Source organism: Paenibacillus terrae (assembly GCF_000943545.1).
Lineage (GTDB): Bacteria > Bacillota > Bacilli > Paenibacillales > Paenibacillaceae > Paenibacillus > Paenibacillus terrae_A.
Map to the genome: position 1 here is coordinate 84,719 of NZ_JTHP01000007.1, position 17,066 is coordinate 101,784.

Consider the following 17,066-nt stretch of genomic DNA (forward strand, 5'->3'; position numbering starts at 1 on the left):
ATTGCTGATTTGAAATCGCTCTTGGGATTGTTGCAAAATGCTCAAGTAGGAGGTGTGTAAGGTAATTTTATATGTAGAAGTAGATATCAACACCTGTGGTTCAATTCAATCGGCCTCCGTGATGTATGCCTAAAGTCTAGTACCCGATGCGATGGTCTGTGAGGTTATGAGGAAGATTGCTGTCTCCAAGCATTCAGCTTTTGTTGAATCATAGTGAAAAATGTCATATATACTCACAGTATATACAAGCGATTACATGAATGGAGAGTGATTACTGGATACTTTACTATAAAATGAGATGGTAGACAAGAGCGTTTTCATAGATTTTTTTAAATTTCCGAACGTTTTCGGAGAGCAATGTTAGTTAATATCACAGGGAAATATCTACAATTATATAAAAAAGAACGCGGCTATAACAGCTGCTCGCGTCCTCTTGGCAAGCTCCAATTCTTCCACCTGGTTCCTGTTTGTTCAGTAGTTTACGACGATTTCTTAAACACACCCAGACGGTTCAAGACTACAAGCAGGCGATAAAAATCATAGCTGCTCGGCTGCTTGGCATCCACAATCGGACTCGACGGATTAAAAGCAACAGCTGCGGCTACGGCTTCCTTTGCCCAAGCTGGCACTGGCATAGCCTGACGCGCCTCCAGGTCAGCTACTTGCTGATCCACTTTTTTAATATAAGCGGTCTGTTCGTTCAATGTCTGTTTGAGCACATCCTTGCTGTTTTCAAGTGCGGCAACCTGCTGCTGCAAGGCTTTAAATGCCGCTTTTTCCTCTGCTGTCATCGGCTCATCCCCCTCTTCTCCTGCAAAAGCTTGGCGCAGCTCTGCCTCAGTTCCGGCGTATACATTCAGGTCAACTGGCCCTTGAATCCCATCCACTCGTCCACTGTCGCTGTATTGCCAGAAGTCCCACAGCTTCCATGCTGTGGTATCTTTGGGCACTCGTGTGCTGTAACGCGCGATCCACAGCTTATAAGCTCCCAGCGACGCTTTGAAATGGGCCGCAAAAGCGTTTCCCGTATATACCATCGGCTTGCGACCACTTACCCTTTCAAATTCCATCAAAAACCCCATGGCTACATCATGGATCGCGGCAGAGCTAAGTCCACCCGGATTGTTCTCATAATCCATTACTGCTGGAAAGTCTAGCGCTTTTGCACCTCCAACCCGATCCAGCACCTCGGCAAAATGTCTGGCCTCCGCTTTGGCCGCGTCAACGCTGGTTGCATCTACAAAATGGTAAGCTCCCAGTAATACCCCAGCTGCCTTGGCGCCTTTTGCGTTAGTGATAAATGTCGGATCGACGTAACGCTGGCCCTGACTCGCTTTAATAAAAGCAAACGATTTGCCATCGGCTCGTACACGTTTCCAATCAATATTTCCCTGGTATCGGGACACGTCAATGCCCTCGGCAGCGTTAGGACTGCGATTTTGCATAAGGCGATCCCTCCTTGTCATTCATAATGTTGTAACCGATGATGTTACTGTTATAACTATGCTTGGACCGTTGAAGCGGTCCGGGCTTTTCCAACTTGGTGCTGAAAATGGGGCAAAGGTGCATTCTGCCCACCTTATGAAGCTTTATTTCCTTTGTCGGAGGGGTCTGTTGGCTTTTTCTTTTCCCCGATCGACTTGGATTCAAAAATGGCTACCGCATTTCGCAAAATATCCGGCATCGGCACTCCCATTCGGCCCACATTTTCAATAATCGACAATAGTTCATTTGCCAAATAAAAGAAAACGACGGCATCCCGGAAATAATGTGCATCCCCCAGAATACCGTCGATCAGATGAGCTACCGTAATCATCAAAAACACCGTAACCTTGCGAAAAATACCGTAATAGCCCTCTCGGCTTTTCAATGCTCCGTTAATCCAGGCCGCCGCCCAGCCTGTGAAAAAGTCGATAATAACCATCCATAACAACAACGTCAACATCGTCGTCCACCCCCCGAAAAAATAACCGATCAAGGTCCCCGTGGAAAACCCCAGCCAAATCTGATCGACCTTTTCATGCATGCTTGTTCCCCCTTTTGAACCACCTGATCTAATGGATGCCCTTGGTTGGTCCAAGGGCAATAAAAAAACACGCATTTATACTGCGTGCTGGCTATTCCTTTTCTATTTTTGCTATATTCAAATCGGTTTGAACAATTTCTTGCAACGCTACGGGCACATCGTTAATCACGCTACGGCCTGATAGAATGAGCTGTACGAACGTTGTCGCGAAAACCCTTTTTATTTTATCATCCACAGGATTACCTCCCTTCAATGATTATCCCATAATAAAAAAAATCTTCTTAAAACTCTACTTAACATTGGTCTGTTGTGACATGACCAGTTGAATCAGTCCTGCAATAGCTTCTTTATTGTCCAGATCAGCCTTTTTAAGTACAGCAATTTCTTCTCGCAGCTTATCCTCGACAGATGGCTCAGGTTTCCGTACCGGCATTTTTTCAAACTCTCCTGTGTCAGGATGGTACCTATTGCCCAACACTTCATATCCATTAACTTCAATCACTTTATCGCCTGCTGGGGCTTCCATACTCTGCGATACCGCGAAAATTACGTATTCGTTATTATACTGAGCAAAATATTTCATGAAAGCACTCCTATCTTAATTAAATTCTATGACTTCGAACGATGCCCAAATAAAAATATCTGACTTCGAGTGGGTAAACTTAACTTGAGTAGAGTTAATAAGTGTGGCCTGATGTCCTTCGTCGTCACCATATGTTGTTATATTTAACATTGTTTTTCCGACATTAACAGGAGCAATATTTACAATACCGTCAGACACATTGCTAGAAATACTAAATCTCTGCACACTTTTCACAGAACCCGCCTCCTTTATGCTGTTTATAAGTTGCCTTAATTCATCACCTATTGCCTTTACTGCACTTGGCGTAGCTGCCTGATCCGTGGCTGTACTCCCGGTGGATGTGTTGAGCTGAACAATACCACGTGCTTGTGTAGTAGCGCTTGGCAAATCCGATGCCGGGTGACTATGTTGTTTTAGAGCAGCGTAATCCTTCGTATACTGTTTTGCGTTGCCTTCTGCTGCATTCCATGCCGCTTGTTTGGCGGCTGTGACATGAAGGTCTGTATTTACAACATGGTTATCCAGTACTTCCTTGGAAGCAACACCGTTCCCGGCCGGGTCCTTTTTGATGTTTTCCAACTGTGCAGCCAGTTCCTGGTCGTTTGAATAAAGCGTATCAATTGGTACATTCAGGACATCCGCATGTCCCTGATCCGTTGTTACAAATCTACGTGGTTGTTTTATCGCCATAAGACTCATCCTCCTTAATAAATATCATCAATCTCAAAAATAAACTCCATGTCAGCATCCTTGGTCTTATTGCTCATCGTACGAACAGCCGTTAGCTTACCAGCCGAATCTACCAAGGCAAGCTCATTAATCGTTTCACCAGCCAATTCAGCTTCCGCCAGTGAACAGATATAGCGGATTGTCGCAGGCGAAATAAATTCAAAGCTGGTAATATCCTTTTGGATTAGTTCTTTTTTCAATGACTGTTCCGTTCCTTCCAAAGGGAGTGGCTTACCTGCTTGATCCACACCTCCGCTACCAAATGCCATCTTCACCACTTTAGTTAGCGAACCACCTTCAGCGCGGGCACGCGCCATTTGTTCCCTAGCATAAGCGGTCGTAACTGTCAGAACTTGTTCTGCCATGAACTACCATCCTTTCTCTCATAAAAATTAACGTTTATCCTTGTCTAATCCATTTATTATGGGGCAACTATGTTGCAAGTTTTCACCCTCTTGCCAATGAGCCACATAATTTGTAAGTGATCTACATTGAAATAACCGTCTCAGTTGAGCTTAAAAGCCGGGTACCATCGAGCATCATGCTCCCATCAAATTTCCAGTAATGATTCCGGATCTTTACGTTGCCTTCCTGATAATTGTCTACACGATGCAAAATAGATAGCTTCGTGCGGTTCAAATACCGCAGACGTTCCCCAGTCCACCCGGACAAGGAAGCCCCTCCGTTTAATAACTCAACACCATCCAGATACCAGGGTCGACCACCAAAAAAGCGAACTCTTGAACGTAACCCGAGACGTGGATCCATCTCATGATCATGAAGAAATGTAAGCCTCGTTTTATTATTTATATAAAAAGCAAGATGAGCAGGCTTAACATCCTCTATGATCTTTCTGAAATCAGCCATATTATCTGGAACTCGATTTTCAAAACTTATGCCAAACTTGTATTCCGTCGGGAAAAAATCAACTTCTCCATCGGCGCCAAACGAGTTCATAATACCTCGTACTAAATCCCCGGAAAATTTGCCACTCCCGCGCAGCTTGGATTCTACTACCGAACGTCGCTGCTCTAGCGGCTTGTCCAAATGAATAGGGATGCCCAACTCGATCTCCCAACGTTCCAGCGCCCAGGTGGCGGTACGAACGAAAAACTGGGCTAATGTATCATCCAACGCGAGATATAGAGCATCCAATTCACTACCCTTTGCGTCCATATCAGCGTGCATTACACGGGAAATTTCGTAATAAGCAGGCAAATAGGAGAATAGCTCCCGTCCTCGCACACTGCGCATTTGACTTTTGATATCCTTCATCACACTCTGGATGCCGAGTTGATTACTGTCTGGTATACGTGAGCCGCTCCTCCCGAAAGAACCTGTCTCTTTGGAGCTTACGCTTATTCCATCACTACCCACTGACGATCACCTTCCCCAGCTCTGCCGCCTGACCAAATCGAATCCTTATTTGCTGGTTGCTCTGTCTATTCATTTTCAGCTTGGAACGATCAATCATAATCGGATTCATTCTTTGATACATGCTCGTTCCCCCTTTGGGTACAGGCTGTTTTTTGTTCTGTTCGCTATACTGTTTTCTTGCGGAAAATAGAGCTATACCATTTAACCGTTTCTGGCTGTGTATTGGAAATCTCCACAGATGACGAATCCTCTGCGTTACCTGGTGCAAGATCAGAACGTTTGGAGAAAATGATCTCCATTACCTTGCCACGCTGTTGTTCATCCAAAACATAGCTTCCAATAATCGTAGCTACATCGCCCTCTCCCCGATCATAGCGGGTGATGCAGGAATGAGCGCAAATACGCAATTGAGCCTCTGTTAAAGCTGCCATGGTTATGATTTCACCTCTTTTATATAGATTTTTGCTACTGTATAGAATAGTCAGTACACGTTATTTTCCTGTGTTACCAAGCATGAGTTGGGTCAGCGTTACTTCCAGATCTGCAATACGCTGCTTCAATTGGTCTGCCTCGCTTGGCTGTTGCTCCGCTTTTTGTGTCAGCTCCTTGATCGCTTCGCCACTTAATCCTTCACCCCAGAATGTCGTTGGGTCTTTTCGTTCTGGAGTTGTAAAATTTGGTGCAGAATATACGGGTTCTTCCCCACGTTCTTTTTCCGGCTTGCTTTGCCATTCATCGTGCAGCTTCTGAAACGAAGTTTGGGATTCCTTGCTCCGTTGCTCATACACATTTTGGGCCTCTAGCAGCTTTTGGTTAAACTCTGCTTCATAGATCAGCCAGCTTTGGATGTCAAAACGGGGATGGTATAAGCCTGGTGGCACTGGAATACCAACGGTATAGCCAGCAGGAATCTTTTCCTGGCTAGTTTGATCCGTAGCGTTGGAATTAGTAACGGTAGGCTGATAGGTGTCTAGCTGCTCGTTTGTATCAGATAGCGTGAGCGAAGATAGAGCATAAAAAGGGACGATGCCAGAAAAGGCATCGTCCACTAGCTCGTCCTCCAGATAGAGGCCATCTGTATTTACTTTAGGTACTGCTTTCATGTGTTGCCCTCCTTAAACTTCTGCTATAAATTGAGCGGCATCCAAACGTATCCAACCGTAACCTCCTCTACCTACTACCTCCACACGCCCATCAGGGGATATAGCAATTACGGCGGTTTTGTCGCTAGACACCGCATCGGATGCTGCGCAGGTTAATACCGTCAATATTTTAGGCCTGTATCCTTCTGGCAACTTAAAAAATGTGACAGTTGCATTAGAAGTCGGCACTTTTATTGACCCGTGCATCTTAATTAGATTATCGGACATTTTAAGGTACTGAGGCTGAATGTCCACTGACGATGTTTCAGCCGTAACTCCATTAAGCAGTGTAGGTGTGATCCACGACGGGTTATCCTTCTCTGCTTTTTTATTCTCCAACACGCTCACACGCTTTGTGTTCTGCTGCACGCTATCTACCAAGTCCAGCAGCAGTGATTTTTCGTTAGTTGCGCAGGAACCTGTAAACGGCACTATAGGCGAACGGTCAAGCATCAGATATGTGACGCTGTAGGCCTTATTTGGTACGTAGGAATATAATTGGTCAATATAAACATTTCCGTGCCAGTTACCATCTGGCGAGGTTACTATACCCCAATTGAAAGCCTCAGATTTACCGTTACCGAATACATTAAAAATCTTGCTCGGTTTTTGCTCTAAGGGGTTGACACCGTTACGGTTCATTGCCCATCTATTAGTAATACCCTCAGCGTAAGGAATTGGTTTGTTACTCTCCCGAAGTACAATTCCCGTACCTACTTCAACTTGATTATCACCCTCAACAAAGGCTAGCTGTCCCTCAGATACAATAGATTCAACGGTAGGCGTTGCGAGTTGGTATACAAGTTGGTAAGGTGTAAACTTAGCAGCCAGAGTAGTTGGTACTGTCAGACTACCGTCAGCGTAACCACCGTTCTTATCGACACCGTTTGTTCGCCGTGCCCATGCTTTATTTAAGCCATCCGTCCGATTATACATGCTACTTCCGTCTGTACTTGTCGAAGTATCGTACATCTTCCAACCCATAAAGTACGCCTTAATCTCGTCTGCTGTCGGTGTGAAACTGTCTCCCCATCCACTGTCAGCGGTAGCGACAGAAATGTATAAATCTCCTGCGCCTGTAACAGCGTTTGTATCCGTTGTGCTACCTGTCGTACCCTGCGGGATGATTTTACCGTCAAATTTGGTTGCCCATCCACTCGCGGCAACTGCGCCAGATACCAATCCGACTACCTTAACCTGCTTAAGCCCTATAGAGGATGTATCCCCAATCGCCCAAGATAAAGTGCCATCCAATACCAACGAACGCCATTTTTTCAACTTAAAGTATTGACTATCTCGCTCATACACCGTATCGGCATTAGCCCCTGTAACTGGATCTGCGTACAGGTCTGTTTGCAATGCTAACATGGCATCCTCACGAGGTTTGAATGATTTGGCTATGAGTCCGATGTTTAACATAGGCTTAGACATAGTTACGACTGTAGATGATGTACCAAGCAATCTGATATTCACCGCCTGACTAGCCGTAAACGTGGCAGTTAATAGACCAGTTCCTACCGCCTCAGCCAATATTTTTGTTTCAGGCTCATCCGTTACCGTAATCCTACCAGTCGCCCCACCAGATTGGACTGAGACGGTGTAATTTTGCCCAGGTACTAAAGGCGATACGGTGTGTACTATTTTATTATCCACCGTGACGGAAACACTCTTTTCATCCGTTATGGTAGGTGCACCCTGTTTGGCTGACCACCCGTAGATGCTCGGTAACATATTTTCTCCATACCGAATTGCATACGGATTCCGCACAGGCGTTACACTGTCCACGTAATGATACTTCGTCGCCACCTGTTCTAGCGTCATACCGGCAAGTGCTGTGTATTCAGCATCAGAAATCTCATATAGTCTAAGAGCATCTGCATAGCCAATCTGACCGACTGCTGTAACATTAAGTCGCGCCATCGCTTGGGTGTTATTAACATCTGCTGAGGGCGAGAATGCAACATAGGTGAACTCCCATTTGTTCTTGGAAGTAACCAACGGACTTGAGAAGCTAGTCCCCTGAATAACAATGCTCATATTAGTGGCAGATTCGTTGTACAAATTCCCAAGAGCAATATACTTTTTGCCCGCTTTTATTGTAGTGGCTGTATTACCAAAACCATCAGCAATAGCATTGGCAAGTTCCGATGTTATTTTTAAAGAACCGCCTCCTACTATGCTTTTTGTAACATCAATATTCAACGTAGACTGAAAGCGTCCGAACCTCGAAAGGGTTTTCGATGCTCCCCAATCCCTACCCAACAAATTCACCAACGTACGCCCGCTCAGCCCCGTGAGCGAGAACGGCGCAGCCTTTTCCGCATGCACAATTTGCACCCCAGGCTCCAGAGTAACCTCCTTGCGCTCCGTTGTATCCAACCGCTTCTTGATCGCATCCACACCATCATTCACATCACCTGCAAAATTATCTACAGCACGCCAGTTTTGATCCAAATACTTCTCCAGATCAAAATAAGTTGTTTTGGGTGATGTACGGTCAATTTGATTTAAGCCTAGATTCGGTGTTTTTTCGCTTGCCATGTTATGCGCCACCTCCTAAATATCTATCCTGTGTTGTATGTTCATTTTCATAGATGGTCACAGATTCGACTTCAGCAATGGTCAGGTAACGTAGTTTATATTCTACCGTCAAATGAGCCGGCTTGATCTCCTCGATAGCTGCTTTAAGATCCTCCACATTAGGCGGAATGCCGATGATATCTATAAATTTGACCGTGAATCCCCATTCAGCGGGATGAAAGGTAACATCTACTGTACCGCCGTCATATGCTTCGGCTACATTTTTGACAAGTCGGCCGGAAAAAGTCCCTGCTCCCCGTAGCTTCGACTCTACTACTGCACGCCGCTGGTCCAGCGGCTTGCCAAGGTCGGTTTCGATACCCAGCTCCATTTCCCAGCGTTCCAATCCCCAGGTAGCGGTACGGACGAAAAACTGAGCCACCGTCGCATCCATCGCCAGATACAAGGAATCCAGTTCACTGCCCTTCGCATCCATATCGGAGCGCATCACACGGGAAATTTCATAGTAGGCGGGTAAATAGGAAAACAGCTCGCGTCCCCGCAAGCTGCTCATGTGCCCCTCTTCACCCATAGCTAGACGATTCATTGGATTGTTCATGTTCGTACCATCATTACTCACTGACGCTCACCGTCCCCAGTACCGCCACCTGACCTGATCCAATCTCAATATTTTGATTGCTCTGTCCATTGATTTTTAGCTCAGAGAAATCAATAATGATCGGAATGTCCAGCAAAACAGCAGAAATCCGGGTATACCGAACCAACGGGTCTTCCTTGTAAAAAGCAAGCTGCTTCAAATACGTCCGCACTCCGCTTTCGATCAGCTTTTTGATCTCATCCAGGGTGGACGGCTTCTCCTTGGTACGCTGTACCTTGACCGAGATGTTAATTTCCACCTCTGTCGCAGGCATGATCGTCACCACGGGACCCGCTGGTGCCAACCCTTCGCCTTGTCCATCCTGAGTCGGATCAATGTACTTCTGTACCGCAGCGACGATATCCGGACTGGCAGCGCGTTTATCTGTGTCCAGCACATATAAAGCCACCGTACCCGGCCCTTTCCAGAGCGGAACAACCTCCACGCCGCCTACTCCGGCGATTTCATTCGCCCACTGTGTATATTGCGCCTTGTTCCCGCTCGTACCCTGGTTGCGCACCTTGGCATAAAAACGCTCCAGCAACAGCTGGTCGCTCTCAATGTCCGTGCCACTTTTAGTTTCCTCTGTATTGATAACGGAGGAAACACCATTGACCGGGCTAGCCATCACCTGAATGACGCCCGCGGGTACGTTACCGCTGCGACCGGGATTGACTGCCCGAATCGCCGCTTCTCCTTTACCCTGCTCATCCAGCGTGACCGCTGCCGTGGTCGCATACTCAATGGAAGCTTCCCCCGATACATCATCTGCCGGGGTCGCCACCAACGTTCCCGCCGGAACGGTCGTTCCCGCTGTACCCGTGAATGTGACCATACCTGAGGCAGCAACCGCTTCCCGCCGTGTCACTCCATGCTCTGCTGTTCGCAGATCCAGCTCCGGCGAGCGAAAATCCGGGTTATCGCTGGCCGCCGTACTGGCAAAGCCACGTCTTAGCAGCTCCTGCGCCCAAATCGCCGCTTCGGAGAGCATAAACGCTACCGGTGCCTGCGCATCCCAAATAAAAGAACCCTCGGACTTATCAATGTCCGAAGGCACTTTTTCCAGCATACGACTCAAAATTTCCTCTTCCGTCTGGTCTACCAAATACTCCGGCAAGTCTGCCATTAGATCACCACACTTTCTACAATTTCCGTTTCATCCCGCACATTCGTAATCTGGCAGCTAAAATGGCATGCCTCGCCTTCCCAGCTAAACGTAAACTGATCCACACTAGCCGTGCGAGCATCTGCCAGTAGCGCTTCGGTGACCATGCGCTTAATTTCACTTTCCTGCACACCGTGCCCATAGCTGCTGCCGATCAGTTCCTCCAGCTCGCTACCATAGTCGGGAGAATAGATCACATGACGGTAGCGGGGGGTACGAATTGCTTTTTCACACCACTGCACCCAGGCTTCTTTTTCACCTGTAGTCACGATTTTACGGCTGGGGCTCATAACAAATTCTCCAGCTTCAAAATCAAACCGCCAGCTTCGTCCAAATACCGCCCGGTTATCCTCCAGCACATCCGGGTCCGTAATATCCGTCCAGAGCATATCATCCGTTTCGGGAAATAAATTAGCCACGTCCACTCACCACCTTGCACACCACAACCACATCGTTGCCGCTATTCACCCGAACCGCAAGTACGCGATCTCCGGGCTTAAGTCCTTCGTTCAGGCTCAGATTCACATCCTCCAGCTCGTCCTCCCCGATATAAAAGGAAGTTTTCAGCTCTTTGCCCTCCCAATTCTCCGACTCTACTGCGGTTGAGGTTCCTTTGTACATATGACGCGGTACAGACAGCAATCCCGGTAGCTCGGCGACCAGATAATCCTGAAGCTCGTGTTTAAAATCATCCAGCTTGATTCCCGTGGAAGTAATCGTGCCTAGTACCGCGCCCACTCCACTCAGCGCTTGCTTGGTTTGCTTGTGAAATGAGGATTGCAGAGCAGTGACCAAATGCCCGTAGGGGTCCTTATTCAAGATAAAACCTCCTTTTTACATCGTCATACGTGCCCAACTCCAGCGACATACTGCCGGGATTACCCAATTCTCTGCTCACTGAAATCACCAGCAGCTTCATGGAACCCAGCATCACCGCGTCTCCTGCACGAATCGTGTTCATATCTGGTGCATTTAGCGATATCGTTTGTTGTATGCCTCTCAGCTTACTTTTGGCCAACTCACGTGCCGCCGCACCTGATTTCACCTCGTCATCCTGCACGATCACCTGAAGCGTTCCATATTTGGCAATGTCCTTTTCCTCCAGCGCCATCACCTTGGACGGAACCTCGTTGCCCGTTTCACTGGCCGCCGTAGCCAGCACCTTGACTCTTGTGGCCGCGCCTTCGAGCGTACGGGATTGTGTCGTATCGGTCACTCTCTCCAAAACATACACATCTTTGTTCGTTCCCAGCTCGTATAGCTCCAAACCGGAGGTAATCATCCGTGGATGATACAGCTTGCCACCCGCTTTTGCCGTTTCACGCAGGTCGCCCAACATCATGGAATAGATGGACTGTGTCCGGTATACGGCGCGTCCCAGCGTCTTTTTCGTATCTGGTAATGAAGCGATTTTCAGCTTCCAGTCCCTGGCATATTTCTGAAAACGCTGAGTAGCCGTCTGCTTCGCAGGGAGCAAATATTCATCCTCGGACTTGTCCAAATACACCGTGCGATCATACAATGTCAGCGTCATACGCTTGAGTCCATTGTTGGAGGTTTCCACTTCCCAAATAACCGCTGGAGACAGCAAGGGGACATAGTCTTTTTTGCCATAAGGAATGCCACTAACCCGAATCGACATCCCTGGAGAGATGGGCGGCAAATCCGGCGTCACAACCAAATTCACCGTGCCCTGATAAGCGATTTGCTCCAGCGAATCCCTCAAATTAATGTTCTCCACGAGCGGCGACAAATCATATTTATCCTGTAAAATAACTTTATAGCTCATGACAGCACCAGCTTTTGCCCCGGTTTAATCGCATTCGGATTTTGACCAATGACCTTTTTGTTAAGCTGATAAATACGGCTCCATTGTGAGCTGTCCCCCAGCTCCAGCTTGGCAATTTTGGACAAGGAATCTCCCGATTTCACCGTATAGGTTTTTTCTTTTCTTTCATATCCGTGCGGGGCTTTTTGTTGACCGTAGCAGACTTCGTTCCACTGCCGGCTTTTTTGGATACCTTCATTTCACTCCAGGTCCGCAGCGAAAGATCAAAATTCACGTCCCCATAATCGCCGCCCCGAAAGGTGGAGTTATGAGACGCTACAATTACGGGTACATTTACAGCCGTCTCTGAAATAATGAAGCGTAATGGCTTTTGGGACAGCAAAAAACCATTCAACGTGTTCATGGCCTCCTGTGGATCGGGAATGTCCTGATATTTACAATACGATTCATCGTACTCCTTGGGAAAAAAAGAAGAGAAGGAGATTTCCTTCACCTTCTCCCCTTGTGGAAAATCAAACTCCCCATAGGATAAAATCGTTGTCGTATCAAATCCCTTTTGCCGTGAGATCGTCACTTCCTCGGGATTCACCGGAAATATAAACTTAAATCCCTTGCCATCCGTTAAACTAAATTCCATCTCTTTCCTCCTTCCCCGTTACTCCCATCCTACTGCATTACATAGCTCCTCCGCTCGCAGGCTTGATGTTCTGCGTCGCCCGCAGAATCTCGGCTTTGAGACGGTAGCCAATTTGCGTAATAAGTCCCTCCACATCCAGCTTGTTTTCATGCACAGTTACCTGTACAGCCCCTGCTGGAAGATTGAATTGGTTCGTAGTTTCCGTCTTAAAATCCTTCAAAAAGCCGGAGAGTGTTCCCATTTGTTCTGGGCTGATCTGTACTACTTGAGGAGTCGGATTACCATTGGCTTTACCTTTAGCTTTGGCTCCGTTGTTCGCATGAGCCGCAGTATTCAATAGTGGATTAGGATTGACCCCTTGGTTAGCGATAGCCATTGGACCATAAGGATTAGGGACGCCTTTTGCACCTGATTGCGGAGGCACGTATGCAACTGCACTATATAAAGGCGGCATAGTTGCTAATGGCTTAAGGGAGGCACCTATAGTCGAATGAGGCGGGATTGCAGGTTTAGGAACTTCAGGTGGCTTAGCTGGCTCTTTCTTAGGTTCATCTTTCTTACCAAAAGAAAAGAAATCAGAAAAGCCTTTACCAAAGTCTCCAGCCTTATCCGAAATCCAACCTGTGACCTGGGAAGCTTTTTCCCCAATAAATTTACCAGCGGACTTTGCTTTGTCTATAATAGCGGGACCATAATCTGAGACTAATCCGCCAATTTTACCACCAACAAAGTCTCCCGCCATACCTCCAAGCGTAGAGCCAACCACAGTACCAATACCCGGAAGCAAAAATGAGCCTATAGCTCCACCTATCGCAGAACCAGCGGTCCCGCCTACAGTAGAACCAATAGCTTCTGCACGTTCTTTACCGGAGGTAGCCTGCGCAATGTTCACAATATCCATCCCATAGCTTAATGGCCCCAGCAATTTTTTCGCGCCGCCTTTTAAAAGGTTCTTAAATAAGCCTGACCCGGCTTCCTCAGCTGCACCAGCAACGCTACTTGGTCTGATAATACTTGAGGCTGCATCTGCCGCAGCATTTGAACTTGCAGTGCTAGGTACTACACCAGCGGCTTCGCTTGGATTTATCATCCCCCAGCTTTTAGCCTGATCAAATAGTCCCTGTCCGCCTTCCAATAAATCTGAAGCTCCTCCAAATTTTTCTAAAAATTCACCCCCAGATTTTCCTACATTAAGTGTCTTTTTAGCCAAATCTTTAAACTTTTCTGTTCGGGTAGTTCCCTGGAGCGGTCCCTTTAGGGTACCAAAATCAGTTTTAAATTTTTTGAATGCTTCCGGAGCCTCAGAAACGTTTTTTAATCCTTCACCAACTTTTTTAACATTACCAAGAAAATCTTGTACATTAGTTAAAAAACTCTTTGGCTCTTCTTCTTTCTTCTCACCGCCAAGCTTTAGAGAAGCTAAATTGCTACCTAAAGCTGCAATAGCAGTCGTGTTGGCGTTCACTGCAATAGTGTTCAATTGCACTGCAGTACTTAGCAAAACGATACTCGGATTGTTATCAACCTTGGATGGCCCTGATGCGGTAGCGGGAATAATGCTCTGAACATTGACATTCCCCGAAGCGTTAATAATCTGGGATTTGACCTGGTTAATCTTGTTCAACAAATTATCCAAGCCTTTGGAGGCCATATCGTTCAGCACGATTTCCGGGGCCATGCGAGTACGGCCTATTTTCATTACACGTCCTTGAATCCGCTCAAAATAACGTTCCATCGCGCGCAATTCACGGTTCGCTTTAATGACGTTTTTAGGATCAATTACGAGATTCATACGGTAATTTAATGCTTCTGCCATATTTCATGTTCACCTCCTTGTTCATGCTTTTGAAGAAACCATACTGTCCATTTCCTGTTCAGCAAACGCCAGCAGCAGCATGCGCTCGCCACGGGGAAGCCGCCAAAAGTCTCCGGGGCGGAGGTGGTGCCGAACCCACAAGTGGTACAGCATCGTCGTCATTCCCCCGGAGCCGATTAGTTTTTTAGATCAGCAATTTCCACCCCAAAGCCGGACAGTTCCAGCACCTTATCTCCAACTGCATCCAGTTCACCCGCCAGCAGCATACGACGGACAGATTGTTCGCCACCGGACAGCTTCAAACGGCTTGTAATCCGGGGATCGCCCCAGCCGCTAAGGGACAAGCCCTTCACTTCCAATTTTCCAGTAGCTTCCGAAATCAACAAGGCGTTGAACGTTTCAGTATCTACCTTCTCATCCACTGCACCCTTTACGGTACGGCGAATGGTACACCGTTCACGAATGCTGTCCACTTTGCTGGAGGTCAAGCCATGCAGCACAATTTTCATATCCAGACGCTTGATACGCACCGTTTCCTCCGGCAATTTTTCAGCGGCTTCAAACAGGCTGTCCAAAATTTGTTCTTCTGTCATATTTTCATTCAAGCTCATAAGTCATTCTCCCTTATTATCAATTTGTATTGAGGAACGGAACACCTTATGGCATCCCATCCCCCGTATTCATATTAGTTCGCTACAATCGGATCAAGCAGCTCATAACCTTCAAAGGTGAAGGTCGTTTCTTCCTGCACTTCCTCGCCAGCTGTCCAGTTGGCAAGCTGAATTTTGTCAGGAGTGCAACGAATGAGACGAATACTTTCATGTCCGAAGGCTTCTGGATCATCCAGTTTGGTAATAATCTCAAAACGGTTAAAACCACGACGAATCATATCGGACGTAACCTTGTAGCCACTCATCGTGCCCGTCCCTTTTTTGATACCGCGTTTGTGAACCTTCCAGTCATTGCCCACGAGGTTCAGCTCGCGTTTTTCCATTTCCACGCTGGCTTCCAGCTTATTGATATTCGTCTGCCATACCCCGTCCACATGCGCCTGACCATACGTACCTAAAATGACTCTTGAAGCATCCAACATTTATTTTTCCTCCTCAAAATGATCCATAATATAGTTTTGGATTTCTAATTTTCCACGACATTCTTATTGCACGTAAAATGTACCGAACAGTTGCTCCATCACGTCGGTCAGCTTCACGTTCCATTGCAGGAACACTTGATCCGGCTCCGGTTTGATAACTGGCGCATCGCCATAGTAGGCTGGGTCGAGAATGACATCGTAACCATCGGCTTCGATCACGTTACTCAGCGACAGCTGTGCCAAATATTCTTTGATCGCACCGATGAGTGCCAGACGGCCTTCCACGGTGTTGTTGATTTTGCCAATGTAAGTCTCTTCGGCTGCACGCTGCAAGTCAGCGTTAATAGCATCCATAACGCGGATGGAACGGATTTTCTTCCATGCGTTGTTTTGTCCGGCAGCCGGGTTCACCAAGCTGTTGATACCGCGCAACGCTTTGACCTGACGGCCGTCGAAGAACAGCAGGAAGACACCATTACGGACAGCCTGCTCCTGCTCGGAACGTGTCCAGCGGCGGGTTACATCCTCAAAAGGCGTCACCGCATATGTCGCGGATTGATTCAGACGTTGGCCTGCGATCAGTCCGGCTACATAAGCAGCCGTTTGAGCGGAGCTGTAGTCCGTACCTGCCAGACGCACGCCAGTACCCACGTTTACGATACCTTCATGGTTGAGCGCCAGAGAACGGGCAGAGGCCAAGCTGACAGCGGTTTTGGATACATCATCTGCCGCAGAACCACCGAACACGGCGATAACGCCCTTGCCTTCGCTGCGGACACGCTTGATCCAGGCGGCAAAGCTTTGCAGCAAGGCCAGATCGGCTGCATAATCGAGCGCGAGGACGTTAAATTCCTGTCCTTCGAGCGCTTCCTGCATCGCGATATAATCCGCATTAACCAGCGTGCTATTACCACTGTTACCGCCTGTGAGATGAACGCCGCTGACATCCACAGGAATACCGCCCTTGCCGACAACCTCGGCTTTCACCCATACGTTTTCGCTGTTCGTGTTCATCGCTTCGGCGATCGAAGCAGCCGTACCGTCACTGCCTTTATACGTACCCAGCAGCTTAGTGCCCTCATAGAGACGCACCTCACGGGCTTGCTCGTCACCCAAGGTTGGCTGTACCGTTACGGCAAAGCCATTACCGCGACTACCTGTGTACAAAGCCTGCAAGCGCAGCACATCGGTTGGTGCCTCACCGCCATTTTTCAGCGTCACAGTTGCTTGAGCAGCCGTGTCATCTGCCAAACGGTAGGCCAACAGCTTTTTCGGTCCACCCAGCAGAGCCAGATACAGTGTAGAGTACGCTGTCGCACCATCCAGGCTGTCATTGGAAAAGATTTGGCTGATCGCCGTTTCGCTGCCAATCTCTACAAACTCACGTACAGGTCCCCAGTTGGCTTTAACCGGCACAACGACCGTACCGCGTGAACCACCTTGAATCGCTGAAGCTGCTGCTGCCTGAAAATTCATATACAAACCCGGCAATACCGGTTTATTCGTGTTTTCCCATGTTCCGCCTGCCATA

The 17,066-nt window shown here is 47.6% G+C and carries 21 protein-coding genes and 1 pseudogene; all 22 read right to left on the reverse strand.

The window, feature by feature from the left end; translation table 11 throughout:
- Positions 1-479: 479 nt before the first annotated feature.
- The 22 genes and pseudogenes from QD47_RS05910 to QD47_RS06000 all read right to left on the reverse strand — a co-directional run bounded on the left by QD47_RS05910 (position 480) and on the right by QD47_RS06000 (position 17,065).
- Positions 480-1,445: a glycoside hydrolase family 25 protein gene (locus QD47_RS05910; protein ID WP_044645241.1), complete on the reverse strand. Its 966-nt coding sequence runs from the start codon at positions 1,443-1,445 to the stop codon at positions 480-482.
- A 134-nt stretch (positions 1,446-1,579) separates the two neighbouring features.
- Positions 1,580-2,026 (reverse strand): phage holin family protein, encoded by a 447-nt coding sequence (locus QD47_RS05915; protein WP_025685137.1) that lies wholly within the window; start codon positions 2,024-2,026, stop codon positions 1,580-1,582.
- 91 nt (positions 2,027-2,117) lie between these two features.
- Positions 2,118-2,261 carry a hypothetical protein gene (locus QD47_RS32075; protein WP_161797155.1) on the reverse strand — a complete coding sequence of 48 codons (144 nt, stop codon included), beginning with the start codon at positions 2,259-2,261 and terminating at the stop codon, positions 2,118-2,120.
- A 54-nt stretch (positions 2,262-2,315) separates the two neighbouring features.
- Positions 2,316-2,609 carry a hypothetical protein gene (locus QD47_RS05920; protein WP_044645242.1) on the reverse strand — a complete coding sequence of 98 codons (294 nt, stop codon included), beginning with the start codon at positions 2,607-2,609 and terminating at the stop codon, positions 2,316-2,318.
- Positions 2,610-2,624: 15 nt separating this feature from the next.
- A complete protein-coding gene (locus QD47_RS32950; RefSeq protein ID WP_235332196.1) occupies positions 2,625-3,299 on the reverse strand; it encodes a tail fiber protein in 675 nt (224 codons plus the stop codon).
- 14 nt (positions 3,300-3,313) lie between these two features.
- Positions 3,314-3,703: a phage tail-collar fiber domain-containing protein gene (locus tag QD47_RS05930; protein WP_044645243.1), complete on the reverse strand. Its 390-nt coding sequence runs from the start codon at positions 3,701-3,703 to the stop codon at positions 3,314-3,316.
- A gap of 121 nt (positions 3,704-3,824) precedes the next feature.
- Complete coding sequence (locus QD47_RS05935) at positions 3,825-4,613, reverse strand: putative phage tail protein (RefSeq protein ID WP_152643773.1); 789 nt, start codon at positions 4,611-4,613, stop codon at positions 3,825-3,827.
- A gap of 94 nt (positions 4,614-4,707) precedes the next feature.
- Entirely contained in the window at positions 4,708-4,836 is a 129-nt protein-coding gene (locus QD47_RS33695; RefSeq protein ID WP_268794228.1) for a hypothetical protein, read from the reverse strand.
- Between the two features lie 43 nt (positions 4,837-4,879).
- Positions 4,880-5,146 carry a hypothetical protein gene (locus tag QD47_RS05940; RefSeq protein WP_044645244.1) on the reverse strand — a complete coding sequence of 89 codons (267 nt, stop codon included), beginning with the start codon at positions 5,144-5,146 and terminating at the stop codon, positions 4,880-4,882.
- 60 nt (positions 5,147-5,206) lie between these two features.
- Complete coding sequence (locus tag QD47_RS05945) at positions 5,207-5,818, reverse strand: hypothetical protein (RefSeq protein WP_044645245.1); 612 nt, start codon at positions 5,816-5,818, stop codon at positions 5,207-5,209.
- A 12-nt stretch (positions 5,819-5,830) separates the two neighbouring features.
- Positions 5,831-8,398 (reverse strand): hypothetical protein, encoded by a 2,568-nt coding sequence (locus tag QD47_RS05950; RefSeq protein ID WP_044645246.1) that lies wholly within the window; start codon positions 8,396-8,398, stop codon positions 5,831-5,833.
- Between the two features lies 1 nt (position 8,399).
- Positions 8,400-8,996, reverse strand: coding sequence for a YmfQ family protein (locus tag QD47_RS05955; RefSeq protein ID WP_327204661.1), 597 nt, complete (start codon positions 8,994-8,996; stop codon positions 8,400-8,402).
- Between the two features lie 13 nt (positions 8,997-9,009).
- Complete coding sequence (locus QD47_RS05960; RefSeq protein ID WP_044645248.1) at positions 9,010-10,161, reverse strand: baseplate J/gp47 family protein; 1,152 nt, start codon at positions 10,159-10,161, stop codon at positions 9,010-9,012.
- Positions 10,161-10,619: a DUF2634 domain-containing protein gene (locus QD47_RS05965; protein WP_044645249.1), complete on the reverse strand. Its 459-nt coding sequence runs from the start codon at positions 10,617-10,619 to the stop codon at positions 10,161-10,163. The genes QD47_RS05960 and QD47_RS05965 overlap by 1 nt, the downstream gene beginning before the upstream one ends.
- Entirely contained in the window at positions 10,612-11,019 is a 408-nt protein-coding gene (locus QD47_RS05970; RefSeq protein ID WP_044645250.1) for a hypothetical protein, read from the reverse strand. The genes QD47_RS05965 and QD47_RS05970 overlap by 8 nt, the downstream gene beginning before the upstream one ends.
- Entirely contained in the window at positions 11,012-11,989 is a 978-nt protein-coding gene (locus QD47_RS05975) for an XkdQ/YqbQ family protein (RefSeq protein WP_044645251.1), read from the reverse strand. Before QD47_RS05975 ends, QD47_RS05970 begins: the two co-directional genes overlap by 8 nt.
- Positions 11,986-12,626 (reverse strand): annotated as a pseudogene (locus QD47_RS05980) (LysM peptidoglycan-binding domain-containing protein). The gene QD47_RS05975 and the pseudogene QD47_RS05980 overlap by 4 nt, the downstream one beginning before the upstream one ends.
- A 37-nt stretch (positions 12,627-12,663) precedes the next feature.
- The gene (locus tag QD47_RS05985) at positions 12,664-14,442 is read right to left on the reverse strand and encodes a hypothetical protein (RefSeq protein WP_044645252.1); all 1,779 of its coding nucleotides are present in this window, start codon (positions 14,440-14,442) and stop codon (positions 12,664-12,666) included.
- 21 nt (positions 14,443-14,463) lie between these two features.
- Positions 14,464-14,595 carry a hypothetical protein gene (locus QD47_RS33700; protein WP_268794229.1) on the reverse strand — a complete coding sequence of 44 codons (132 nt, stop codon included), beginning with the start codon at positions 14,593-14,595 and terminating at the stop codon, positions 14,464-14,466.
- Between the two features lie 23 nt (positions 14,596-14,618).
- Positions 14,619-15,053 carry a phage tail assembly chaperone gene (locus QD47_RS05990; RefSeq protein WP_044645253.1) on the reverse strand — a complete coding sequence of 145 codons (435 nt, stop codon included), beginning with the start codon at positions 15,051-15,053 and terminating at the stop codon, positions 14,619-14,621.
- A 74-nt stretch (positions 15,054-15,127) separates the two neighbouring features.
- Entirely contained in the window at positions 15,128-15,535 is a 408-nt protein-coding gene (locus QD47_RS05995) for a phage tail tube protein (RefSeq protein WP_044645254.1), read from the reverse strand.
- Between the two features lie 63 nt (positions 15,536-15,598).
- Positions 15,599-17,065 (reverse strand): phage tail sheath family protein, encoded by a 1,467-nt coding sequence (locus tag QD47_RS06000; protein WP_044645255.1) that lies wholly within the window; start codon positions 17,063-17,065, stop codon positions 15,599-15,601.
- Position 17,066: the final 1 nt, after the last annotated feature.